Consider the following 22,599-nt stretch of genomic DNA (forward strand, 5'->3'; position numbering starts at 1 on the left):
CCCTTCCTTACACCTCAGCGCGGGGCCGGGCGCCAGACGGTGAGGTCCACCGCGACGGTCACCCGGACCGGCTCGGGCAGCGCGGCGACCCGGGCGGCGAGCCCGGCCGGGTCGGTGTGCCACGCGCTCGGGCCCATCCCGACCAGCGTCGCGACCTCCGGCCCGGTCAGCGCCAACTCCCGCTGGTGCCGGGTCGACGCCACCTGCGCGAAGCGCCCGCCCAGGCTCTCGGCGACCCGGTCCGCCTTGGCCGGGTCCACCCGGAGCAGGCCGAGCGCGCCGACCAGCTCGGCGAGGTGGTCGGCGGCCGGCGTCACCACCAGCAGGGACCCGGCCGGGTCGAGGACCCGGTGGAACTCCGCGCCGTTGCGCGGGGCGAAGACGTTCAGCAGCACGGCGGTGCCGGCGTCGGCCAGCGGCAGCCGCTGCCAGGTGTCGGCCAGCGCCGCCGCCGCGCGGGGATGCGCCCGCGCCGCCCGGCGCAGTGCCGGCTTCGACACGTCCAGGGCCAGGCCCACCGCGTCCGGCAGCGCCGCCAGCGCCGCCGCGAGGTGCCGGCCGGTCCCCGCACCGGCGTCCACCACCAGGGGGTACGCCTCGGGCCGCGCCGCGCGGACCCGGTCCGCGGCCTCCGTCGCGGCGGTGGCGAGGGCGGTCGAGATCAGGTCGTAGTGGCCGGCGGCCAGGAAGTCGGCGCGGGCGGCCACCATCTCGGCGGTGTCCCCGGCGTGCGGGGCGCGGCCGGCGAGGAGGTTGACGTAGCCCTGCCGGGCGACGTCGAAGCTGTGCCGGCGCGGGCAGCGCAGCGCGGTGGCGGTGCCGGCGGCGGCCTCCGCCAGCGGCTCGCCGCAGACCGGGCAGCGGAGCCGGTCGACGATGCGGGTGTCCACGTCAGGCGTCCAGGTAGGTCAGCACCGCGCGGACCCGCCGGTGGTCGTCGTCGCAGTCGCGCAGGTCGAGCTTCGTGAAGATCGAGTTGATGTGTTTGCTGACCGCCTTCTCGGTGACCACCAGGCGCTGCGCGATCGCGCCGTTGGAGCGGCCCTCGGCCATCAGCGCCAGCACCTCGTGCTCGCGCGGGGTGAGCCGGCCCAGCGGCGCGGCGTGGGCCGGCCGGGCGAGCAGCTGCGAGACCACCTCCGGGTCCATCGCCATGCCGCCCCCGGCCACCCGGTGCACCGCGGCGACGAACTGCGCCACGTCGGCCACCCGGTCCTTGAGCAGGTAGCCCACCGCGCCCGCGCCGTCGGAGAGCAGCTCCCGGGCGTAGAGCTGCTCGACGTACTGGGAGAGGACCAGCACCGGCAGGCCGGGCACCCGGGCGCGGGCGGCCAGCGCCGCCCGCAGCCCCTCGTCGGTGTGCCCGGGCGGCAGCCGGACGTCCACCACGGCTACGTCGGGGCGGTGCTCCAGCAGGGCGGCGAGCAGGTCGTCGCCGGTCTCCACGGCGGCCACCACCTCGTCGCCGTACGCGGTGAAGAGCCGGATCAGCCCGTCGCGCAGCAGCACCAGGTCCTCGGCGATCACGATGCGCACGGCAGCTCCACGTCGACCACGGTAGGCCCACCGTCCGGGGAGCTGATCCGCACCCGCCCGTCGAAGACCGCGAGCCGCCGCCGGATGCCGGCCAGGCCCGTGCCCCGCGCCGGGTCGGCGCCGCCCCGACCGTCGTCGGAGACGGTCAGCCGGACCGTGCCGTCGACCCGGTGCAGCCGCACCGCCACCCGGGCCGCGCCGCTGTGCCGGGCGGCGTTGGTGATCAGCTCGGCGACGGTGAAGTAGAGCGCCGACTCCAGCGGGGGCGCCAGCCGCTCGGGCAGGTCGACGTCCAGGTCGACCGGGAGGGGCGCGCCGAGGGCGAGGGCGGCGACGCCGCCGGCGAGCCCCCGGTCCGCCAGCACCGGCGGGTGGATGCCGCGTACGACGTCGCGCAGCTCGGACAGGGCGGTGCCGGCGGCGGAGCGGGCCTCGGTGACCAGCCCACGGGCCGCCTCCGGGTCCCGGGCCAGCAGTTCCTCGGCGAGGCCGAGGTTCATCGCCATCGCGACCAGCCGCGCCTGCGCGCCGTCGTGCAGGTCGCGCTCGATCCGGCGCAGCTCGGCCGCCTGGGCGTCGACGGTCTGGGCGCGGGTGTCGGCCAGCTCCTCCACCCGCTCGGCGAGGGCCGCCCGGGCGGTCGGCGCGAGCAGTGCCCGGGTCAGCCGGTGCTCCAGGTGGAGCAGCCCCCGGGGCAGCCAGTACGCCCCGACCCCCACCAGCAGCCCGGCCACGACGGCCAGCCCGGCGTTGCGGGGGGAGTCGACCGGGATGCCGAGGTAGTTGTCGACGGCGCCCGGCCACACCGCGTGGATCAGCGGCATGACCAGGCCCTGCGCGGCGCCGAGCCAGAGCCCCGCGGCGAGGCACGCGGCCGCCGGGGCGTACGCGAAGTGGGCGAAGAGGAACGCCAGGTCCCGATAGGTGGCCGGATCCCCGGCCGCCGTCCGCAACCGGGCCGCCAGCCCGCCGGTCACCGGCCGGTACGGGGACCGGACCGGTGGGCCCGGCACCCGGCGGCGCTGCCGGTCCAGCAGCGTCCGGGTGCCGGCGAGGGTGCGGTCGAGCAGGGGCAGGCCGACGCCGAGCAGACTGAGCCCGGCGGTGAGGAGCGTGGCCAGCGCGAACCCGATGCCCGCCCCGGCCAGCCCCGCCGCGACGGCCAACTGGTGTATCTCCCGCCATGCCCGCCGCACCCCGCTCATCGGGCCATTGTCCCAGCTCGCACCGCATCCCCCGTCGGCGCGGGGACCGGTCGGGCCTCCGGCGTGACACCCGGCAGGGAGGCGGGGCCGGGCCCGGGGCGGGTACGGGCCGGCCAGAAGGCGGCCCGACCGGTGAGCGCGGCCAGCGCCGGCACCAGGAGCCAGGAGAGCCCGAACGTCGTGATCAGCACGCCGACCGCGACGGCGAGCCCGATCTGGGCCAGCATCGGCGACGCCACGAGCACCCCGAAGCTGCCGGCCAGGATGACCCCGGCGGCGGCGACCGCCGGGCCGGCCCGGCGTACCGCCTCCGCGGCGGCCTGACGGGGCGGCCGTCCCGCACGCAGTTCCTCCCGGAACCGGGCGATCATCAGGATGTTGTAGTCGGTCCCGATCGCGGTGACGAAGAGGAACACGACCAGCGGCAGTTGGAAGTTGAGCCCCGACTGGCCGCCGATGACCTGGAACACCAGCACGCTGGTGCCGAGGGTGGCGGCGAAGCCGAGCGCGACCGCCGCGAGCAGGCCCAGCGAGGCGAGCAGGCCGCGCAGCATCAGCAGCAGGAGCAGCCCGATCAGCCCGGCGGCCACCGGGAAGATCAGCCGTAGGTCCTCGTCGAGCACGGTCCGGATGTCGGCGAAGGTGGCGGTCTCCCCACCGACGTACGCCCGGGTGCCGGCCGGTGCGGCGGCGTGCGCGGCCGGGCGTAGTTGGTCCTCCACCGCGTCCATCGCCCGCTGCGAGTACGGCGGCTCGGTGAGCAGCAGCCGCACCTGGGCCACGTCCCCCTCGATCTCGACCCCGCCCGGGGCCGCCACGATCGGCACCTCGGCGAGCCGTGCGGCGAACCGTTCGGCGGTGGCCGCGTCCACCCCGGCGCCGGTGAGGTACACGACCGTCGGGGAGAGCGTCCCGGCGGGCAGGCCCGAGCGGAGCCACTCCAGGGCCCGGGCCGACTCGGAGCCGGACGGCAGCGTGTCGAGTTCGTAGCTGGGCTTGTGCGCCAGCGCGCCGAGACCGAGCAGCAGGAGGGCGGCGACCGTGGCCAGCGCGACCCGGGCCGGCCGGCGGGCGACCAGGCGGGCGGTCCGGGCCGACCGCCCGGTCGGCTCGTCGCCGTCGTGGCCGGGCGTCGACCCGCCACCCGGCGTGACCAGCTTCGCCGGCCACCAGCCCCGGCGGCCGAGCAGTGAGTAGACCGCGGGGAACAGGGTCAGCGCGGCGGCCACCATGAGCAGGACGGCGACGGCCAGCGCCGGGCCGAGCACCTGGAAGGAGGCGAGCTGGGAGAGCACCAGCGCGCCGAACGCCACCGCCACGACCAGCGCGGACACGGTGACCACCCCGCCGATCCGGCTGGCCGCGTGGACCATCGCGGTACGGCGGTCGTCGCCGGCCCGGAGACGTTCCCGGTAGCGGAAGAGCAGGAAGACGGCGTAGTCGGTGCCGATGCCGAGCAGCACGACCGGAAGCAGGCCCGTGGTGGAGGCGTCCAGGGCGTATCCGAAGACCTTCCCGCCCAGGGCGAGCAGGCCGGTGGCGGCCTGCGCGACCAGCAGCACGAGGAACAGGTTGAGCAGCGCGATCGCCGGGCTGCGGAAGACGACCAGCAGCAGGACCAGGATCACCAGCATCATGGCGCCGTGGACGATCAGGTCGAGCAGGAAGCTGTCGGCCGCGCCGGCGGCCTCCCCGGTCCAGCCGCCGACCAGGCCGGTTCCCGCCAGCGCGTCGTCGGTGGCCGTCCGCAGCCGCTTGACCGTCTGGACGGTCGGCTCCGCGTGCGCGGCGTCGGGCAGGCGCGCCTCGGCCAGGCGTAGCCGCCCGTCCGGGGCGGTCGCGCCGGCGGTCACCCCGGTGACGCCGACGACTCGCAGTTGCTGCGGCAGCCGGTCGATCCGGGCGCTGTCGTCGGCGGTCAGCGCCGCCCCGTCGGCCCGTCGGACGACCAGCACGGCGCTGCTGCCCGGTGGTTCGGGGAAGATCCGGGATCCGATCCCGGCGGCCCGCGCGGACTCGTACCGGTCGGGCAGGAACTCGGCCTGGCTGTCGGCGGGCCGAGGTCCCTCCGGCCCGTAGACGACGAAGGTGGCGGCGGTCAGCGCGGCGATGGCGAGCAGCCAGCCGGCGATCACCCGCCCCGGACGCCGGACCACCGCCGTGGCCAATGTTGTGAACACGTGCAACTCTCCCCACGTCGGCTTCTGGTGATGCCGCTGACGCTAGGCAGCCGGACGGGTCACTTCGATGGTGCGCGCACGCCGGTCGGATGGTGGTGCCTGCACCACCATCGGTTCACCGTCGGGCCCGGTCCATCCCGGTCAGGTGGTCGACCACGCGGTGGGTCAGCGCGTCCAGCGCGGCGACCTCGTCGGGGGTCAGCAGGTCGATGAGGTGCCGGCGGACGGCCGCCACGTGGCCCGGGGCGGCGGCCTCGATCGCGCGCCGGCCCTCGGGGGTGAGCGCGACGACCGCGCCCCGGCCGTCCGTCGCGCACTCCTCGCGGGTGACCAGGCCGCGCTGCTGCATCCGGGTGAGGTGGTGGGAGAGCCGGCTGCGGGACCAGAGCATCCGGTCGGCCAGCTCGCTGAGCCGCAGCCGCTGGTCGGGGGTCTCCGAGAGGTCGGACAGGACGTCGTAGTCCGGCTCGGACAGGCCTGCGTCCCGCGCGAGCTCGCGGGCCAGCTCCAGGTCGAGCAGGCGGCGCATCCGCCGGTAGCCCCGCCAGGCGCGCTGCTCCCGGTCGTCGAGCCAGCGTGGTTGCTCCATGCCGGTCATCGTAGCCATCTGGTTGACATGTCATCAAACCGCTCCTAGTGTGCGTGACATGTCAACCAGATTGCCCGGCCGGCTGGTCCGGCTGCTGACCGGCCTCGTGCTGTCCGGCGTCAGCGTGGCCCTCATGGTCCGCGCCGACCTGGGCCTCGCGTCCCGGGACGTGCTGCACCAGGGGCCCGCCGAGCGGACCGGGCTGCCCCTCGACGAGGCCGCCCGGCTCACCGCCGCCCGCGCCCCGCTGGGGGTGTCGGCGTGACCGCCTGGCTGTGGGAGCTGTTCGGCGAACGCGGCCGGGGCGTGCTGGTCACCCTGCGCCGAGACGGCCGACCGCAACTCTCCAACGTCGACTACCTGGCCGAGCCCGGCCTGATCCGGTGCTCCACCACCGCCGGCCGGGCCAAGGTGCGCAACCTGCGCCGCGACCCCCGGGTCAGCTTCCACGTCACCACGGCCGACGGCGGGGCGTACGCCGTGGCGGAGGGGACGGCCGCGCTCACCCCGCCGGCGGCGGCACCCGACGACGCCACGGTCGAGGAACTGGTCGAGGTCTACCGGCGGATCCGCGGCGAGCACCCCGACTGGGCCGACTACCGGGCGGCGATGGTCGCCGACGGCCGGCTGGTGCTCCGGCTCACCGTCGACCGGCTCTACGGCTGGCGCCCCTGACCGACGCGGCGTCGCCCGGTCGGGCCGGCGTGGCACGGGCGCCCTCCCGGGACGCGTGACCCCGGCCCCCGCCGGTCGCCGGCGCGGTCTGGGGCCTCTCGGTCTGGCTCTGCGAGTACGGCAGCGTGGGCCGGGAGGGCGGGGCCGACTAGGGTCTGGGCATGGTCGCGACAATCCGTTACGAGGACATCGTCAAGGTCCCGAAGGCGCTGCTGCACGATCACCTCGACGGCGGCCTGCGGCCGGCGACAATCGTCGAGCTGGCCGCCGAGGCGGGCCACGAGCTGCCCACCACCGACCCCGAGGCGCTCGGCCGGTGGTTCGTCGAGGCGGCCAACTCCGGCTCCCTGGAGCGCTACCTGGAGACGTTCGCGCATACCGTCGCCGTCATGCAGACCGCGCCGGCGCTGCGCCGGGTGGCCCGGGAGTGCGCGCAGGACCTGGCCGCCGACGGGGTGGTCTACGCCGAGGTGCGGTTCGCCCCCGAGCAGCACCTGGAGCGGGACCTGACCCTGGACGAGGTGGTGGAGGCGGTGCTGGCCGGCTTCGTCGAGGGCAGCGCGCTGGCCGCCGAGGCGGGCACCCCCATCCGGGTCGGTACCCTGCTCACCGCCATGCGGCACGCCGCCCGGTCGCAGGAGATCGCCGAGCTGGCCGTCCGGCACCGGGACGCCGGGGTGGTCGGCTTCGACATCGCCGGCGCCGAGGCCGGCTTCCCGCCCACCCGGCACCTGGACGCCTTCGAGTACCTCCAGCGGGAGAACTTCCACTTCACCATCCACGCCGGCGAGGCGTTCGGCCTGCCGTCGATCTGGCAGGCGATCCAGTGGTGCGGGGCGGACCGGCTCGGCCACGGGGTGCGGATCGTCGACGACATCACACCCGGCCCGGAGCCGGTGCTCGGCCGGCTGGCCGCGTACGTGCGGGACAAGCGCATCCCGCTGGAGCTGTGCCCGTCGTCGAACGTGCAGACCGGTGCCGCCGCCTCGATCGCCGACCACCCGATCGGGCTGCTGCGGGACCTGCGCTTCCGGGTGACGGTGAACACCGACAACCGGCTGATGAGCGGCACCTCGATGTCGCGGGAGATGGCCCTGCTGGCGGACGCCTTCGGCTACGGCTGGAAGGAGTTCCAGTGGTTCACCATCAACGCGATGAAGAGCGCCTTCATCCCGTTCGACGAGCGGCTGAAGATCATCGACGAGGTGATCAAGCCGGCGTACGCCAAGCTGCTGGGCTGAGCGCGGGCCGCGCGGCCGGCGTCAGGGGCGGTGCGGGTGGCCGGCGAGCAGGCCGGCCACCCGGCGCAACACCTCGCCCGCCCGGGCGGCCTCCGCGCCGAGGCCGGTCTGCCGGCGCAGCACGGCCGGCTCGCTGCGCAGCAGCGTCAGCCCCCGGCGCACCAGCACCCGGGGCGCCTTGCGCTGCTCGGCGAGGTCGCGGGCCAGCCGGCGGACGAAGGTCGCGCCGCGCGGCCGGCGCAGGGCGTACGCCCCGGCGAGCAGCCCCCGCCGGCGGCACTCCTCGACGATGTCGGCAGCGAAGATCCCTTCGGCAACGAAAAGTGGCGAACCAGCGATGTCGAATGGCCGGGTGGACACGCGGCGGTCCTCACCGATCGCATAGACCGGCACATCGGCCTTGCCTTCCCTGGCCAGGCGGGCAATCGTTTCCACGGCCGCTTCGGCGTCCCAGGACCGGGGTGATTCCCAGTCGACCAGGCCGTCGCGTCGCGGCAACGTAGGGTCGTCGCCGTCCTTGTAGAAGTCGTCCAGGCAGAGCACGGGGAGGCCGGTTCGCTGCGCTATGTACGACTTTCCCGAGCCGGAGGGGCCGGCGAGCAGGACAACGCGGTGGGGGTGATCCATTACCTTCAGTGACTCCGGCCAGACGGACTGCGATCAAATTGCATCAACATCTCATCACACCTCGAGTGACGGCCAACCTGGGCTTTCTCTTTCAGGGGTAGCGTGATGGAATCTCGGATGGTCCGACCCGCCGGGTCGGCCGCTGGGCGTTGCCCGAGGGCGACGCGGATGCTTAATCGCGAGGGCGGTGACGTGAGCAAACGGCCAAAGGCGGCGGGCTCCTTCCTGTCGCGGCTGCGCCGGCCGGCCGGCCGGCTCCGTGACATGCCGATCTGGTCCAAGCTCGGTCTCATCATGATCGTGCCGACCATCGCCACGGTCGTCGTGGGCACCAGCGGTCTGGTGGACCACCTGGAGACCCTCAACAATGCCAACCGGGCCGGTGACCTGGCCAATCTCGTCGGCTACTCGGGTGACCTGGTCGACACGCTCCAGGACGAGCGGACCAACGCGCTGCGCCTGCTGGGCGTGCCGAAGGGCCAGGACGCGGCCCGCTTCAAGAAGGCGTACGAGGAGGCCAACGGCCGGGTCGACAAGGCATGGGGGCCGTACTCCCAGCAGCGGGGCAAGGTCGAGGACCTCCCGGCCAACCTCGAGACCCTGCTGGGCGAGATCGACCAGACCCTGACCGACCTTCCCGGCACCCGCAGCCAGGTCTTCAACGGCAAGCTCGGGCTCGTCCCGGCGATGCAGGCGTACGACGGCCTGATCGACAACCTGCTGAGCGTCCGCGACTCGGCCACCCAACTCGCCGGCGACAACGAGCTGAGCGACCAGATGCGTGCCGCGACCGCCACCGCCCGGAACAAGGAGTTCCTGTCCCGCCGCCGGGACGTGGTGCACCGCGCGTTCATCCAGCAGCGGCTCACGCCGAACCTGCGCAACGAGTACATCGCCGCCAGCACCGGCTCCAGCCAGTGGCTGCAGAGCTTCCGGGTGGTGGCCTCCCAGTCCGAGCAGGAGTACTACGCGCAGGTGGTCGCCGGCCCCGACCTGCGCGAGGCGAACACCTACAACAGCTGGCTCAACGGCATCACCACCGCCGACACCCTGACCGGCGCGCCGTTCGACGCGGACGAGTGGGACGCGGCCATGGTGGCCAACGCCAAGCTCATCCGCACGGTCGAGTCGAAGATCGACGGCGATGTCGTGGCGGTCGCCGACGACCTGCGCTCGGACGTGCAGCGCCAGGTGTTCCTGGAGACCGGCCTGCTGCTCAGCATGCTGCTGCTGGCCATCCTCTTCGCCTACCTGGTCGCCCGCTCGATGGCCCGCTCGCTGCGCGACCTGCGGCAGGGCGCCCTCTCGATCGCCCAGTACGGCCTGCCCCAGGCGGTGGCCCGGCTGCGTGATCCCCAGGTCACCGGCCAGCTCTCCCCGGTGCAGCTCGCCAACCAGATCGCCGAGCCGCTGCCGGTGCGCAGCAAGGACGAGTTCGGCCAGGTGACGGAGGCGTTCAACGCGGTGCACCTGGAGGCGGTCCGCACCGCCGCCGAGCAGGCCGCGCTGCGCGCGTCCGTCGCCACGATGTTCGTCAACCTGGCCCGCCGGTCGCAGATCCTGGTCGACCGCCTGATCGGTCACCTGGACCGGCTGGAGCGCGGCGAGGAGGACCCGGACCGGCTGGCCGAGCTGTTCCAGCTCGACCACCTGGCCACCCGGATGCGCCGCAACGACGAGAACCTGCTGGTGCTGGCCGGCGCCGACTCCACCCGCGTGCAGCGCGAGCCGGCCGCGCTGATCGACGTGCTCCGGGCCGCCCAGTCCGAGGTCGAGCACTACACCCGGATCGAGTTCGGGGTGATCGACCGGGACATCGAGGTGGCCGCGCACGCCGTCAACGACCTGGTGCACCTGGTCGCCGAGCTGTTCGACAACGCCACCGCGTTCTCGCCGCCGGACTCGCACGTCATGGTCGAGGCCCGCCGGGTCGGCGACCGCGCGTCGCTCTACGTCGAGGACCGGGGCATCGGCATCAGCTCCGAGCAGCTCAACGAGCTCAACGAGCGTCTCGCGACGCCGCCGCAGGTGGACGTGGCGGTCTCGCGGATGATGGGCCTGGTCGTGGTCGCCCGGCTGGCATCCCGCCACGGCGTCAAGGTCGAGCTGCGTCCCGGCACCGACCGGGGCACCGTCGCCGAGGTGGTCATGCCCACGTCGGTGCTCGTACCCCGGGCCCTCTCCGGCCGCGCGCAGTCGTCGCCCGCCCTGCCCGTCTCCGGCGCCCCGTCGTCGGCGTTCGGCGGGCCGTCGTCCGGCCCCGCGTCGGCGTTCGGCGGGCCGTCGTCCGGCCCCGCCCCGGCCTTCGGGGCGCTGCCGGCGCTCGGCAGCCGCCCGGCCAACCCGACGCCGGCCCAGCGCCCCGGCGAGTCCGGCAACCAGGTCACCCTGGGCGGCCGGCCGTTCGACCCGGCGCCGCGCAACGGGGCCGGCACGTCGGCCTCGACGGGTGGGACGCGGTCCATGCCGGCCTGGTCCGACCTGACCGGCGCCAGCGGCACCACCAACGGCGAGGCATTCCGGCCGCGCACCTCCAACGGCCAGCCGATCGACCCGCTGCCGCAGCGGCGGTCCAGCGACGACCCGGACGCGACCGGCCAGCAGTCCGCCGTCCCGCGGCAGCTGCCCAGCAGCCCCGAGGCCCGGCCGTACTCGGCCCCGCCGGTCCCGCCGATCTCCGCGCCGCCGGCGCCCTACGCGGGCCCGCCGGTGTCGACCCCGCCGATTCCCTACTCCGCGCCCCCGGTGTCCAGCCCGCCGGTCTCCGGCATGCCGGTCTCGGCGTCGCCGGTCTCCGGCCACCCGGTCTCGGCCGCGCCGTTCTCCGGCCCGCCGTTCTCCGGCCACCCGGTTTCGGCCGCGCCGTTCTCCGGCCCGCCGGTCTCGGCACCGCCGAGCGGCCCGCTGCCGCAGCGCCCGGTCCCCGGCGCGCAGGGCCCGGCCACGCCGGCACCGCCGGCCTGGCCGCCGGTCGCCGGGGCGGAGCGTGACGCCGTGACCCCGCCGGTGCCCGAGCGCCTCGCCGCCGCGCTGGACATGACCACCGAGCTGCCGCGGGTGCCTCGCCCCGGCGCGGAGCACCCGGCCGCCCCGGCGCCGGAGCCGGAGCCGGCCGCCGCGCCGGCCCGGCCGGCCGCCCCGCAGCAGGCCCAGAACCGGCAGCGGTACGCGGACGAGACGATGGAGCTGCCGATCTTCCGGGAGCTCGAGTCGGCCTGGTTCCGGACCCGTCGGCCGGGCCCGGAGGAGGCGGCAGCGCCCGCCGCGAAGACGGCGGCCAACGGCGCCGCGACCCAGCAGTTCGCCCGGGTCGACGCCGGCGGCCGGGGCCCGCAGCAGACACCACCCGGGACAGGTAACGCACCGATGGCAGAGAAGCCGACGGCCGGAGGAGCGCCGAGCGAGAACGGATCGACGGTCAACGGGGCTGCCCGCCCCGGTGTCGCCGACAGCTTCGGTCATCGCCGGCCCTCGCCGCAGCAGGGCATTGGTTGGCAGACCGCCGCCGACGACGGGTGGCGCGCGGCTTCGGCGGCGACCGAGGTACCCGTGGCGGCGACCACCTCGACGGGGCTGCCCAAGCGCACCCCCATGGCACAGTTGGTGCCGGGCGCGGTGGAGAAGCCCACCACCTCCGTGCAGCGGCGCACGCCGGAGGGTGTCCGTGGCCTGCTCTCGGCATACCACCGGGGCGTGCAGCGGGGGCGTACGTCCCCGTCGGACAGCAACCCGACCAACCCGGAGGCGACTCCGGGAGGGCAGCAATCCTCGCAGTCTGGCTCAGGCCCGGTGGCCGGGAGCAGGCAGAAGGAGCAAGAAGGATGACAACTACGCAGGATCTCGGTTGGCTGCTGGCCAACTTCGCGGACCGGGTGCCCGGTGTCGCGCACGCGGTCGCCGTCTCCGCGGACGGCCTGCTCCTCGCGTCGTCTCGGGACCTCCCGCGTGACCGGGCCGACCAGTTGGCCGCGATCGCGTCCGGCCTGGTCAGCCTCACCCAGGGCGCGGCCCGCTGCTTCGAGGGAGGCGCGGTGCTGCAGACGGTGGTCGAGATGGACAACGGCTTCCTGTTCCTGATGTCCATCTCGGACGGCTCGTCGTTCGCGGTGCTCGCCGCCCGTAGCTGCGACGTCGGGCAGGTCGGCTACGAGATGGCCCTGCTGGTCGACCGGGTGGGCGACGCGTTGACCCCGCAGCCGCGTGCGGCCGCGGGCATGCTGGGTTGACGACCTGCTGACCGGTGAGGTCGGCGGGGCGGCAACGACAACGACGGGCTCCATCCGGAGCCGGTGCCGGGTACGAAGGAGGTGAGCGGCGACATGGCCGATCGTGACGAACCGACCGGAGCGTTGGTCCGTCCATACGCCGTGACCCGCGGTCGTACCCGCCCCCGTCTCGACATCGCGCTGGAGGCGCTCGTCGAGACGACGGTGCGCGGCCGGGCCGCTGCCAATGGCAACGGCGGCCAGGGCCGCGAGCACCAGTACATCGCCGCGCTGTGTGACGGACGTGTGCAGTCGCTCGCCGAGATCGCGGCGCGGATGCAGCTCCCGCTCGGTGTGGCCCGGGTGCTCATCGCCGACATGGCGACGGACGGCCTGGTCGCGGTCCACGAGCCGACCATTCTGGACGACTCGGACGACGCGGTGGGCACTGAACTGCTGGAGAGGGTGCTGAGTGGACTTCGCAGGCTCTGACATGTCGCACCGGCCGCCGGCCCCGAGCGGGCGCGTGACGTCGGCGAAGATCGTTATCGCCGGTGGATTCGGCGTCGGCAAGACGACGCTGGTCGGCTCGGTCTCGGAGATCACGCCGCTGACGACCGAGGCGATCATGACCTCCGCCGGCGTGGGCGTCGACGACACCCGGCAGGTGCCGGGCAAGACGACGACCACGGTGGCGATGGACTTCGGCCGTATCTCGATCGACCGCGATTTGATCCTGTACCTGTTCGGTACGCCGGGTCAGACCCGGTTCTGGTTCATGTGGGACGAGCTGGTGCGCGGCGCGATCGGCGCGGTCGTGCTGGTGGACACCCGCCGACTGGCCGACTGCTTCGCGGCGATCGACTTCTTCGAGCACCGGCGGCTGCCGTACCTGGTGGCCATCAACTGCTTCGACGGGATGCAGTACCACGACCCGCAGGACGTCCGGGACGCGCTCGCGATCTCGAGCGACGTGCCGGTGGTGGCCTGTGACGCCCGGAACCGGGAGTCGACGAAGCACGTGCTGATCTCGCTGGTCGAGTACGTGCTCACCATGCGGCGCTCGCGCGCCGTTGCCCCGGCCTGATCGGCTCGACGAGCGCCCGGCGTCGGCTTCGGCCGTCGCCGGGCGCTCGTCGCTGCCCGCCTGTCGGTAGACGACTTGGCGGCGTCGTGGTCGTCGGGTGCGACGGGGGACGGCTGTCCTCATTGGAGCGCCCCAAACCTGTTGGGTCTGACTAGGCTTAGGACTCCCGCGACGAGGTGGCACGGCCCACTGTCCTGATCGGAGTCCTGATGCACGCAGAGGCAGGCGCGACCGCGCCCACCCTGACCTTTCTGGTGAGTCTCGATGACACGGCGACCACCGTCGGCGACAAGGCGATCTTCGGCCGAGGCGACGAGCCGGCCCTCTGCCAGATCCCGGTGGCGGCACTCAAGGCGCAGCTTCAGGAGACGGTTGGGAACCTGCGCGAGCTGTTCCAGGAGCTTGCCGCCCACACCGACGGAATTTCGCTCAAGGAGGTGCAGGTCGGCTTCGAGGTTACCGCCGCCGGGAAGTTCGCCCTGCTCGGCACCTCTCTGCAATCGGGCGGGAAAGGTGCCATCACCCTCACCTTCGGCAGGTGACCGTGGTGCCCGAGCGTCAGGCGCTCCTCATCGGGGTGTCACGCTACCGCGATGAGAACATCGTCGACCTTCCGTTCGTCGAGGACGACCTGATCGAGGTGCGCCGGGCGCTCGAGGACGCGGGTTACCAGACGGAGCTGCACGACAGCTCCGCGACGGACGCGCAGAGCATCGACTCGGCGGTGGAACTCTTCCTCGCCGACGCCGCGCCTGGAGCCACGATCCTGATCTTTCTGAGCGGCCACGGTGTCCACAACGACGGAATGGATTTCCTCGTTCCGTCCGGCGCGCCGACCCGCTCGTACAACTTCGCCGAACGCTGCGTGCCGATCAACTTCGATCGGTACGTCGAGCGCAGCCGGGCCGGCGACGTCGTCGTCGTGGTCGACGCCTGCCGTGAGGGCATCCATGTACGCGAGAAGGGGGTTGCGAGCGCCGCGCAGTGGTCGCGCCGGAAGACGCTCATGGCGGCGGAGCGCCGCATCTCCTACCTGTACGCGTGCTCGCCCGGTGAGCGTGCTCGGTACGTCAGCGACGGCCCGACCGCCTTCAGTCTCTTTTCGCGGGCCTTCAGCCATGTGCTCGGAGACCCGCAGGCGCCGGCGACGCTCGACGGCATCGTGGGAGCGATCCAGGAGGCGCTGGACAAGCTCACCGCCGACTTCGAGTGCCCACGGCAGCGGATCAGGGTGATCGGCGAGCCTGCCGACGACATACGCATCGCACTGCGGCCGGCTCGGGTCGAGAAGGGGCCGGGCGGGGAGCATCCCTGGGTCGTGGCCGTTCGCGAACACATCGCGTGGGACAGGGTGGCCGAACGGTACGACACCGTCGATCTGCGGGAGGCCACCACGCAGCTGATCCGCCACCTGGCCGAGGTGCACGCCCCCGACGTCTCGGCGCTGGCTGACGACCCCTGGATCGATCCGGACTTCAGCCTTCGCATGACGGCACGGGTGCGTTGGCTTCTGGCTACGGTGCTCAACGCGGACAAGCTGGCGCTCTCGGCGGCCGAGGCCGCCTATCTCGTCGCCTTCCCCTTCCTCCAGGAGGCCTTCTGGACACGGAACGCGGCGGTGCTTGCGGCCACCACCGTTCCCGGCCAGCTCGACGTGCCTGACGACGATCCCGTGCGCGAGCGTTTCCGGCGTTTCTTCCACACGCATGGACGACTGGTCCGAAGAGCCGCCCGGTTGGCCGCGTCAGGGGACGTCGAGGCCGCTCGTGGCATCAGGTGGTGGGTCTTCCACCGGTGGCTGACCCGGCAGCCCCACTGCTACGACGCGCAGCTGGTCACGGCGCTCGCCGGGGTGGCTGTCCCCACGGGCAAGCCCGAGGGCGCGGTGCTCGAGGAGGTCCTCTCCTCGGCCAGCCTGGTACGGATGCTCCGGGCGCTCCGGTCCAACGTGTGGTCGATCAGCTCTCCCGACGAGGAGAAGGACCTGCCGGCGTGCCGTTACGTGGCCAGCGCGACGGAGTGTGAGCAACCGGTCCGAGAGCAGTTGCTGGGCTACCTGCTCGTCGCGGCGCACCGGTTCGCCGTGGAGGCGACCTCCCTACCCGAGGTGATAGCCGACCACCTGGGTGTCACGCAGGGCGTGACGCCGCAGGACGTGATCGCCACCCTCCGTGCGGCAACCTGGGAGGCGCGGGGACGCACCCGCACCCTCGCTGCGGAGTGCACCCACCCGGCAGTCGATGTCGCCCTCAGAGAGCATGTCGGCGCGGTGGATGAGCTGCTGGCGGCCATCGACACCCAGACGGACGGTGCGACGCTGCTCGCTCCGCTCATGGACATGCCCACACACGCCGCCAGCGATCGGGTCAGGGCGGTCAGCGGCCCCGACGGTCGCCGACTCTACGACTCGACGGGGCTGCGCTTCCATCTCGCGGACGACCGCATCCAGGAACTGCTCATGGGCGAGCAGCTCTACGGCGACCCCGCGCTGGCCATTCGCGAGCTGTATCAGAACGCACTCGACGCCTGCCGCTACAAGACCGCACGGCTGGAGTTCCTCCGTCGAGAAGGCCGAGCTGTCCCGCAGTGGCAGGGCAGGATCTCGATCCGGCTGGGAGAGGACGCGGACGGCCGGGCGTACCTCGAATGCGCCGACAACGGCATCGGGATGGGTGTCCGGGAACTCCGGGACGTGTTCTCCCACGCCGGAGTCAGGTTCGCCGACCTGCCGGAGTACATCGAGGAACAGGCGGAGTGGAAGCGGCACGGCATCGAGCTGCACCCGAACAGCAGGTTCGGGATCGGTGTACTCAGCTACTTCATGCTGGCCGACGACATCAGCATCTCGACCTGTCGGTTGCGTCGCTCCGGGATACCCGGTGACCGGCTGGAGGTGCAGATCGCCGGGCCGGGATCGCTGTTCCGGGTGACCGACCTGGGCCGTGGGTACGAAACCGGGACCACGGTACGGCTCTACCTGCGCCCCGGCGCGGCCAAGCCGTCCCCCGTCGAACTCCTTCGGCGCAACCTCTGGATCTCCGACTTCGATGTCACCGTCACGGAGCCGCACGCTGCCCTCGCCTGGACGGCGGGCCAGCTTTCGGGCGATGCGATCGAATCGAACGCCAGGGAGCGCGAAAACGACATCGATGTCGCGGAGACGTCGACAGCGTCCGTCTGGTGGTGCGACGGCATGGGCGGCGTGGTCGCGGACGGGCTGTGGGTCGACGAGCCCATCTACGGCGCCGTCGTCAATCTGACCGGCCCGGCTGCTCCACAGCTCACCATCGACCGTAAACGGATGCTCTCGTACGACACGGAAGAGGTCGGTCGACTCCTCGAACAGGAATTGGAGGCGCTCGTCTCCTCCTACCCGTCCGTCTTCTCGTACGAGTGGTTGAACGTACTCGCCCTGACCAACCCCCGCCTGGCGGATCTGGCCTTCGCCAAGGCACTGGCGACCCCCGTCGAGGCCTGGAGCATCGGGGGGATGCCGAACGACATCCGGATCGTCGGCTGTTTCCCCGTCGACCGTCGGGTCTTCTTCACCGATCAGGAAGCCGCGAGCGTCGACGGCCTTTCGTACCGGCCGGCGCTGCCCGCGTTGCCGGAGCCCCTGCTCGCATGGCGCCTCGCGGCGTGGGCGAAATGTGGCAACGTCGCGGGTGTCCACGTGCCGGCCGAGGAGGAGGTGCCGCTGGCTCTGCCGAGCGACGTGCACCTGCTGTCGACGAACCCCTCCGTGTCGCGTCCGGAGCATCTGATGGGCGAGGAGGACGAGTTCGGCGTCGACGACGACTACATCGACAATCCTTCGCGGGACTGGCTCAGCGACGCCACCGCCGTTCCGCTCGGTCACCTCGCGCTGGTCTCGTCGCTCACCGGCCGGAGCCCCCGGGAGTTGGCGAGCCGGCTGACCGTGCTCGGCTACGAGGTGCCTGACGCCGCGGCGCTGCCCGAGCTGCCGACGCCGACCGACGTCGCGCTGCTGGCGGCCAGGGGCCGCTCCGGCTGGCTCCGTCACGGTGAGATGGTGCCTCCCGGCCACATCGTGCGGCATGCCGTGACGAACGAGATACCCGTCGCCGAGGTGGCAGCGATGCTCGCCGCGTACGGGTTCACGGTGCCCGACGTCAGCCGCTGGCCCGAGGAGGTCGGGGAGCAGGACCTGGGGATCCTGGGCCTCCACGAGTCGGACCGGACGGGGTGGTTGCAACTCACCCAGCCGGTGCCCTACCGGCACGTGTTGCTCCTCAGGCGAAAGCTGGGTCTGCCGATCGACCAGGTGGTGGACCGGCTCGAACGGTACGGTTTCTCGGTCGACCACCTGCGGGGGCTTCCCGTCGGCTTCGAGGACGACGGTCTCGTGATCCTCAGCAAGGACCGCGACGGAGTGGGGCCCTGGCTCGAGGAAGGGAGTTTCATCCCCCTCACCCACCTGATTCGCACGAGTGCCGTCACCGGGACAGGTCTGGCCCACGTGGCGGAGCGGTTCCGCCTCCTCGGGTTCCACACGCCCGACCTGTCGTCCCTGCACGCGATCGGGAGCGAGTCCACGATCACGCTGCTGGGCGGGGCCGACTACGCCGATCAGGTCGACCCGGCCCGTCCGATTCCCTCCGCCTGCGTCGTGCGCGCGGCGTACACCCTGGGCATGTCGTTGCGGCGGGTGGCTGCCGAGCTGGTCGGCCTCGGTTTCCGCGTGTCCGACGTCGACGGCCTGGCCCGCTTCACGGAGCGGGAACTGGTCGAGGTCCTGCGGCCGGGCGGCACGACGTGGCTCCGCGTGGACCGGGAGGTGACCGCGGCACGGCAGCTCGCGGCCATGACGGAGCTGAACGTCGACCTCGCGTACGTCCGGTCGGCGTTGGAAGCGCTGGGCCTCACCGCCGCGGAGGCGTCCATCCCCGAGGCGCTCTCCGCGGAGGACAGGGCGATCGTGGAGAGCGCGCTTGAGGTCTCGGCCGCCCAGCCGGTCACGGTCCGCCAACGGATCGGCGGGTCGACCGCGAGGACGAGGCCGGTCGTCGCGCGACGCCCCCCGCTGCTGCGGATCTTCCGCGCCGCACAGCGCGCGAACCTGGGACTGGACGAGGTCGCCCGGCGCCTGAGGCTCTTCGGCTTCACCCTTCCTGGGGACGAGTTCTCGGCACACGTGCCGGATCGTGACGACGTCGCCATCGTCGTGGCGCTCGACGGCATACGCCAGTACTGCCCGCCCACCTCGGTGACCGCGATCGCCGTCGCCGCGGACCGCTGTGGTCTTCCGGTACCCACGGTGGTGGAGCACATCGACCGTTTCGGGCTCCGCCCGGACGACGCCTCGGCCCTGCCGGAACGGATCTCCTCGATCGACGCCCGCATCCTGGCCCTCGACTTCGGTCGGGACGGATGGACGATCGAGAAGGCCGTTCCGCTGCGGCACGTCATGGAGTTGTCGCAGGAACTGGAGCTCAGTTTGGTCGAGGTCTGTGACCGGCTGCAGCTCTTCGGGATGCGGGCGCCGGATGTCGTCCTGCGCTATGCCGCCGTCCTGGACGCGGGTGTCAGGACACCCGCGTCCAGGCGCCCGAGCTGACGGTGTAGAGGCCCAGCGACCCCTGGTCCATGCCGCCGTGCCGGATGGGGGTGAAGGAGTACATCCCCACCATCCCCTCGGTGACCTGGTTCTGCAGGAACGCCCGCAGCCGTCCACGGTCGACACTGGTGGACAGCCGGGCCGCGTCGGCGATCAGCTGCACGGCGTCGGACGCGTACGGGGCGAAGCCGCTGAACCCGCCGTGCAGCTGCACGTAGCGGTAGACGAAGTCCTTGCGCTGCAGCGCCGACATGGTGGTGTTGGCGAGCATGGCCCCGCCCAGCGAGACGGGGTGGACCGCGTACGCACCCTCCATCAGGGAGGCGTTCGTGCCCTCCAGGGTCTCCTCGGCGACCGCGCCCGCGTCGAGGAACACCGGCCCGTCGTAACCGGCCCTGCGCAGCGCCCCGACGGCGGCGGCGGAGTCCGGGGCGGTCGCCCAGACCACCACGCCGTCCGGGCGGGCGGCGGCCGTCGAGCGGGCGGCGCGACGGAATTCCTCGCCGGTGCGGGGCAGCCGGATGCTGGCCGCCGGTTCCACCCCGGCAGTCCGCAGGGCCCCTGTCATGGCCCGTACGCCGGAGTCGCCGTGCAGCCCGTGCGCGGCCAGCACCGCCACCCGGCGCAGCCGCTGCGAGGCGATCAGCCGGGCCAGCCGCCGGGCCATGTCACCGGCGTCCGGGGTCAGCTTGTAGACGTACGTCCGCTGCGGCAGCGGCAGCACGATGCCGTCGCCGAAGCCGAGCGAGAGGAACGGCACCCGCTGCTGCTGCGCCACCTCGGCGAGGGCGATCGAGGTCTCGGCCATGGTGCCGCCGAGCAGGGCGTGCACGCCGGTTTCGCGGGCCAGCTCGGTGGCCTGCCGGGCCGCCAGCCGGGGATCGCCGGCGTTGTCCCGCACCTCCAGCCGTACGGTGCGGCGCAGGTTGCCGACCGGCACACCCTTGTCGTTGAGCGCCTCGACGGTGATGTCCAGCGCCCGCTGCTGGAGTACGCCGAGCGCGGCACCGGGCCCGGTCAGCTCCAGGCTGGCCCCGATCAGCAGCTCCTGACCGCCCGGCGCGGCCGTCCTGACGGGATCCCCCTCGGCCGCATCGCCGCGCCCGCAGGCGCTGAGCAGCAGACTGCCCGCCGTCGCGGCCAGCAGGCCGCGACGGGTGAGCACGGAGGGGTTGGTTGCCGATGTCGCCACGAGTCGCCTTCCCGCCCCGGCGACCCCTGCCGCCGGCTGTTCCGCCGGGTATGCTCCCGGCCGCCGCGACCCGGCGTCAAATTACCCGGGTGTGGGCAGGAACACGCAGGTGGAAGGCGGTTTCCCGGTCAGGAGCGGTAGCCGGCGGAGCGGTACTCGTATTCCCGGTCGTCGTCGCGGTCGCCGTTGTCGCGGCTGAAGTCCCAGCCCCCGGCGGCCTCCCGGCCGGGTCGGCCGCCGACTGCGAACCCGCCGATCTCCTGCCCGCGGCGCCAGCCGCGGAAGTAGCCGGTGGTGTTCTCGGCGAGGCTCGCCGCATCCCGGACGATCCGTAGCGGACGCTCGTCCCGCAACGGCGACCCGGGGACGAGGTTGGCCTGCGGTACCCGCTTGGGCAGCCCGGCCGGGGTCTCCGCGCCGACCGCCGGGCGGGCGGCCTGCTCGGCGGCCTGCCAGCCGGTGTCGGCCGTGGTGGACCAGTCCAGGTCGGACTCCTCGGCGTGCCCGACGAACCAGGCGGACTTCGCCTGGGCGAAGATCAGCAGGTCGCCGTCGCCCTCGTCGGAGACCGGCGGGGGCCGCCGCTCCACCGGCGGCGCCGGTCGGTGCTCGGCCACCGGGCGCTCGGCGCGGGGGGCCGGCCGGCCGTTGCGTCCGGGCTCCTCGCGGTCGACCAGCCGCAGCGGCGGCGTCTCCGGGTCCGCGGCCTGGGCCGGCCCGCCGCGCAGCGCGCGGTCGGCCAGCGGCGGCGGCTCGACCAGGCGCAGCATCGGCGGTTCCTGGGGCAGGTCGTCGGCGAGCCAGGGCGGGGTGACCCGACGCTCGGCGCCCGGGTCGGTCGGCGCGTCGATGCCGCTCCCGCCCCGGTCGCCGTAGGAGCCGGCGACCGGGTTCTTGGCCGGGCTGTCGGACGGGTCCTCCGGGTTGTTGACCAGTGGCCAGTTGGCCCGGGACCCGGGGGGAGCGGACTCCTGGTCGGGCCGCGGCGTGGGCACGGGCACGCTGTGGTCGGTGGCGCTGAAGCCACCCGTGGGCGCGGGGGGCTCGCCGGTGGTCTTGGGCCGGGGTGGGATCACTGTGCGCTGCCGCTCGGCGCGGGCGCTCTGGATCGCCGCGGTGGTCAGCGTGGGCCGGAACGGCTCCCCGGCCTCGGCCGGGGGCACGGTGCCACGCTGTGCCGGGGCGATCGGGGTGATGCCGGGCGGCGGGGGCGGCGGCGCGGAGACCGGGCGGTTGGTCGGGCCGTCGATCCGGCTCGGCGCCGAGGCCGGCCGCGAGGGCGGCGCGGAGACGGGCGGACCGGCCACCGCGGCCGGGGTCACCGGCGCCGGGGCGACCGGCGGCGGCGCGACGGGCGCCGGGGCGACCGGTGGCGGGCCGAGTGGCCGGGGCGCCGGGGGCGGCGTCGCGCCGGAGACGGGTTCCGGCCGGCTCCTGCGACCGCCGGACGGGGCCGGCTCGGACTCCGTGGCCCGGACGGGACGCACGCCCGCTCCGGTGGGGGCGAGGCCGGGCAGGTCGCCGACCGGCTCGCCGCGTCGGGCCGCGGCCCGGCGTCCGGGGGCCGCCGCGGCGGGCGTGCCGGCGCGGGCGTTGAGCGCGCCGACCAGGGCCTCGCAGCCGGCGTCGCACGCCCGGACGGAGGCGACGGCCTGCCGCACGGTCTCCGCCACGGCGGAGGTGAGGACGCGGTTGACCGTGGCGCGCCGCGGCGTCTCGCTGATGGCGACCCGCAGGGCCGTCACGGCGTCGGTGAGCTCCTCGGCGCCCGCGACTCCGTCGGCCGCGAGCTGCGCCGCGATCGCGTCGGCGGCGACCGGGACCTCGCGGCCGCTCAGCATGCCCGGCTCGGGCAGCGCGTCCAGGACGGCCAGCGAGACCGGCTCGGCCGGGTCCGGGTACGCGCGTAACGCGGCCGGGTAGAGCTCGCGGAGCACCTCGCGCAGCGCGACGGCGGCGGAGTGTCGCCCGCTGGCCAGCGCGGCGTGCGCGGCGAGCACCTGCTTGTATCCGGCGAGGTCCCGGGGGGCCGGGAGGGTGACGGCGGAGAGCGCGCCGGCCTGCAGGGCGCGGGCCAGGCCGACGGCGCGCCGCTCGGCCGGGGGCGACTGCATCTCCTCCAGGGAGTCGTCGTCGGCGAACCGCTCGGCGAAGTCGTCGACGGAGTCGTCGTCGGCGATCGCCAGGGGGCGACCCGCGGCGCTGAGCAGCGAGGTGACCGTGTGGTCGTCGCTGTCGGCGGCGATCGCCGCACCGCTCGGCCCGCCCGACCGCTCCACGAGCAGCGCGACCAGCTGGGCGTAGCCAGCCGGGTCGTCGCCGATCTCGCAGACATGCAGCAGACGGCCTGCGTCGTCGACCACAGCGGACGTCAGCGTCGAACCGGCCGAAGCCGGTCGGTCGGCCGGATCCGCCGAGGCCAGACCGCAGTACACGCGCACGAGCGCCACGGCGTCGTCCTCCTCCCGGGACACAAGGCTTTCT

Annotated in this window: 17 protein-coding genes; 9 read left to right on the plus strand and 8 right to left on the minus strand. The window is 73.7% G+C overall.

Going from position 1 to position 22,599, the window contains the following annotated elements:
• Window positions 1–14: 14 nt before the first annotated feature.
• The 5 genes from ACGF5G_RS02830 to ACGF5G_RS02850 form a co-directional block, all read right to left on the minus strand.
• Entirely contained in the window at window positions 15–890 is an 876-nt protein-coding gene (locus ACGF5G_RS02830; protein WP_393258404.1) for a putative RNA methyltransferase, read from the minus strand.
• A gap of 1 nt (window position 891) precedes the next feature.
• The gene (locus ACGF5G_RS02835; RefSeq protein ID WP_350712079.1) at window positions 892–1,536 is read right to left on the minus strand and encodes a response regulator transcription factor; all 645 of its coding nucleotides are present in this window, start codon (window positions 1,534–1,536) and stop codon (window positions 892–894) included.
• Window positions 1,524–2,741 carry a sensor histidine kinase gene (locus tag ACGF5G_RS02840; RefSeq protein WP_393258407.1) on the minus strand — a complete coding sequence of 406 codons (1,218 nt, stop codon included), beginning with the start codon at window positions 2,739–2,741 and terminating at the stop codon, window positions 1,524–1,526. The genes ACGF5G_RS02835 and ACGF5G_RS02840 overlap by 13 nt, the downstream gene beginning before the upstream one ends.
• Complete coding sequence (locus ACGF5G_RS02845) at window positions 2,738–4,921, minus strand: MMPL family transporter (RefSeq protein WP_393258410.1); 2,184 nt, start codon at window positions 4,919–4,921, stop codon at window positions 2,738–2,740. Before ACGF5G_RS02845 ends, ACGF5G_RS02840 begins: the two co-directional genes overlap by 4 nt.
• Before the next feature lie 115 nt (window positions 4,922–5,036).
• The gene (locus ACGF5G_RS02850; protein WP_357457330.1) at window positions 5,037–5,510 is read right to left on the minus strand and encodes a MarR family transcriptional regulator; all 474 of its coding nucleotides are present in this window, start codon (window positions 5,508–5,510) and stop codon (window positions 5,037–5,039) included.
• Window positions 5,511–5,568: 58 nt separating this feature from the next.
• Here ACGF5G_RS02850 and ACGF5G_RS02855 point away from each other — a divergent pair, with 58 nt between their 5' ends.
• The 3 genes from ACGF5G_RS02855 to ACGF5G_RS02865 all read left to right on the plus strand — a co-directional run bounded on the left by ACGF5G_RS02855 (window position 5,569) and on the right by ACGF5G_RS02865 (window position 7,426).
• Window positions 5,569–5,775 carry a hypothetical protein gene (locus ACGF5G_RS02855; protein ID WP_393258412.1) on the plus strand — a complete coding sequence of 69 codons (207 nt, stop codon included), beginning with the start codon at window positions 5,569–5,571 and terminating at the stop codon, window positions 5,773–5,775.
• Window positions 5,772–6,185, plus strand: a complete 414-nt coding sequence (locus tag ACGF5G_RS02860; RefSeq protein WP_393258415.1) for a PPOX class F420-dependent oxidoreductase — start codon at window positions 5,772–5,774, stop codon at window positions 6,183–6,185. The genes ACGF5G_RS02855 and ACGF5G_RS02860 overlap by 4 nt, the downstream gene beginning before the upstream one ends.
• Before the next feature lie 161 nt (window positions 6,186–6,346).
• Window positions 6,347–7,426 (plus strand): adenosine deaminase, encoded by a 1,080-nt coding sequence (locus ACGF5G_RS02865; protein WP_350685434.1) that lies wholly within the window; start codon window positions 6,347–6,349, stop codon window positions 7,424–7,426.
• Between the two features lie 21 nt (window positions 7,427–7,447).
• Here ACGF5G_RS02865 and ACGF5G_RS02870 read toward each other — a convergent pair whose 3' ends face one another.
• Window positions 7,448–7,786 (minus strand): hypothetical protein, encoded by a 339-nt coding sequence (locus tag ACGF5G_RS02870; protein ID WP_350712086.1) that lies wholly within the window; start codon window positions 7,784–7,786, stop codon window positions 7,448–7,450.
• A 459-nt stretch (window positions 7,787–8,245) separates the two neighbouring features.
• Here ACGF5G_RS02870 and ACGF5G_RS02875 point away from each other — a divergent pair, with 459 nt between their 5' ends.
• The 6 genes from ACGF5G_RS02875 (at window position 8,246) to ACGF5G_RS02900 (ending at window position 18,923) form a co-directional block, all read left to right on the plus strand.
• Window positions 8,246–11,878 (plus strand): nitrate- and nitrite sensing domain-containing protein, encoded by a 3,633-nt coding sequence (locus tag ACGF5G_RS02875; RefSeq protein ID WP_393258419.1) that lies wholly within the window; start codon window positions 8,246–8,248, stop codon window positions 11,876–11,878.
• Window positions 11,875–12,279 (plus strand): roadblock/LC7 domain-containing protein, encoded by a 405-nt coding sequence (locus ACGF5G_RS02880; RefSeq protein ID WP_067370442.1) that lies wholly within the window; start codon window positions 11,875–11,877, stop codon window positions 12,277–12,279. Before ACGF5G_RS02875 ends, ACGF5G_RS02880 begins: the two co-directional genes overlap by 4 nt.
• Before the next feature lie 93 nt (window positions 12,280–12,372).
• Complete coding sequence (locus ACGF5G_RS02885; RefSeq protein WP_030329021.1) at window positions 12,373–12,750, plus strand: DUF742 domain-containing protein; 378 nt, start codon at window positions 12,373–12,375, stop codon at window positions 12,748–12,750.
• 1 nt (window position 12,751) lies between these two features.
• Window positions 12,752–13,345: an ATP/GTP-binding protein gene (locus ACGF5G_RS02890; protein WP_091260490.1), complete on the plus strand. Its 594-nt coding sequence runs from the start codon at window positions 12,752–12,754 to the stop codon at window positions 13,343–13,345.
• Between the two features lie 209 nt (window positions 13,346–13,554).
• Window positions 13,555–13,887: a hypothetical protein gene (locus ACGF5G_RS02895; protein WP_393258422.1), complete on the plus strand. Its 333-nt coding sequence runs from the start codon at window positions 13,555–13,557 to the stop codon at window positions 13,885–13,887.
• Window positions 13,888–13,892: 5 nt separating this feature from the next.
• Window positions 13,893–18,923, plus strand: a complete 5,031-nt coding sequence (locus ACGF5G_RS02900) for a hypothetical protein (protein ID WP_393258424.1) — start codon at window positions 13,893–13,895, stop codon at window positions 18,921–18,923.
• Here ACGF5G_RS02900 and ACGF5G_RS02905 read toward each other — a convergent pair.
• Complete coding sequence (locus ACGF5G_RS02905; RefSeq protein WP_393258427.1) at window positions 18,892–20,115, minus strand: ABC transporter substrate-binding protein; 1,224 nt, start codon at window positions 20,113–20,115, stop codon at window positions 18,892–18,894. The two genes, ACGF5G_RS02900 and ACGF5G_RS02905, sit on opposite strands and share 32 nt — an antisense overlap.
• Window positions 20,116–20,243: 128 nt before the next feature.
• On the minus strand, window positions 20,244–22,589 hold the full coding sequence (locus tag ACGF5G_RS02910) for a transposase (RefSeq protein ID WP_393258429.1): 2,346 nt from the start codon (window positions 22,587–22,589) through the stop codon (window positions 20,244–20,246).
• Window positions 22,590–22,599: the final 10 nt, after the last annotated feature.

It is taken from the genome of Micromonospora sp. NPDC047730, assembly GCF_043204765.1.
GTDB lineage: Bacteria > Actinomycetota > Actinomycetes > Mycobacteriales > Micromonosporaceae > Micromonospora.

Excerpts from the sequence above, each read along its gene's own strand:
- ACGF5G_RS02855 (WP_393258412.1), top strand. The coding sequence starts at position 5,569 with ATGTCAACCAGATTGCCCGGCCGGCTGGTCCGGCTGCTGACCGGCCTC.
- ACGF5G_RS02880 (WP_067370442.1), top strand. The coding sequence starts at position 11,875 with ATGACAACTACGCAGGATCTCGGTTGGCTGCTGGCCAACTTCGCGGAC.
- ACGF5G_RS02885 (WP_030329021.1), top strand. The coding sequence starts at position 12,373 with ATGGCCGATCGTGACGAACCGACCGGAGCGTTGGTCCGTCCATACGCC.
- ACGF5G_RS02840 (WP_393258407.1), bottom strand. The coding sequence starts at position 2,741 with ATGAGCGGGGTGCGGCGGGCATGGCGGGAGATACACCAGTTGGCCGTC.
- ACGF5G_RS02850 (WP_357457330.1), bottom strand. The coding sequence starts at position 5,510 with ATGGAGCAACCACGCTGGCTCGACGACCGGGAGCAGCGCGCCTGGCGG.
- ACGF5G_RS02890 (WP_091260490.1), top strand. The coding sequence starts at position 12,752 with ATGTCGCACCGGCCGCCGGCCCCGAGCGGGCGCGTGACGTCGGCGAAG.
- ACGF5G_RS02865 (WP_350685434.1), top strand. The coding sequence starts at position 6,347 with ATGGTCGCGACAATCCGTTACGAGGACATCGTCAAGGTCCCGAAGGCG.
- ACGF5G_RS02895 (WP_393258422.1), top strand. The coding sequence starts at position 13,555 with ATGCACGCAGAGGCAGGCGCGACCGCGCCCACCCTGACCTTTCTGGTG.